This window comes from Sulfitobacter sp. HI0027 (assembly GCF_001634775.1).
GTDB lineage: Bacteria > Pseudomonadota > Alphaproteobacteria > Rhodobacterales > Rhodobacteraceae > Sulfitobacter.
In genome coordinates this window covers 1-664 of the sequence record NZ_LWER01000261.1, presented here as the reverse complement: position 1 = coordinate 664, position 664 = coordinate 1, and the positions used below count along the sequence as shown (strand labels likewise).

Sequence of the window (664 nt, the reverse complement as noted above, 5' to 3'; positions counted from 1 at the left end):
ATGAATGTTCGTCTCGATCTGCGTAAACTGAAGACGGGTGAGGGCACGTCGAAGCGTTGCGTAGGCCTGTCCGGTAGTATGGCGGTTTGTGGCCTTCAGCAGATCATGGGCTGAAATCCGGACACGACGACCGATCTCCTGACCTTCGTTCTTCGCGGCCATGAGTTGGCTCAAAACATAAATCAGAATATCCCTATCGAAGACATTTGCACGGCCTTCCTCAGCCGCTGGCGTGATCTTCACCTTCACGTTGCCTTGTTCGTACTCGAACGCGGCCAGGTCCTTTTTGACCGAAAGCGAAAACAGGGGGTGTTCCATAGAGGCGCGGTCACTCTTGGGCGTGGCATCCAAGATGTCACAGACAAACAGGTCCGGCTCAGTGTGCCGCTGCGGTAGCAAAGCTGTTCTTTTCCGGGGTCGTGCCATTATTCGATAATCTACCCACCATTATTCGACAGTCTGCCCACCAGAGGCGTGCATTATTCGATAGTCTACCCACCTTTCTTCGATAGTCTACCCACCTTTCTTCGATAGTCTACCCACCTTTCTTCGATAGTCTACCCACCTTTCTTCGATACTCTACACACCGGTAGGCTGAAATATGGTGAAATCGAACAACGAAATCAGTGTGTTGCGGAGATGGCGATTCTCGTAACACCTTCTA

The 664-nt window shown here is 51.5% G+C and carries 1 protein-coding gene; it reads right to left on the bottom strand.

The window, feature by feature from the left end:
* Nucleotides 1–318, bottom strand: a 318-nt coding sequence (locus A3722_RS15215) for a replication initiator protein A (protein WP_201722042.1), incomplete at its 3' end; no start/stop codon positions are given.
* Nucleotides 319–664: the final 346 nt, after the last annotated feature.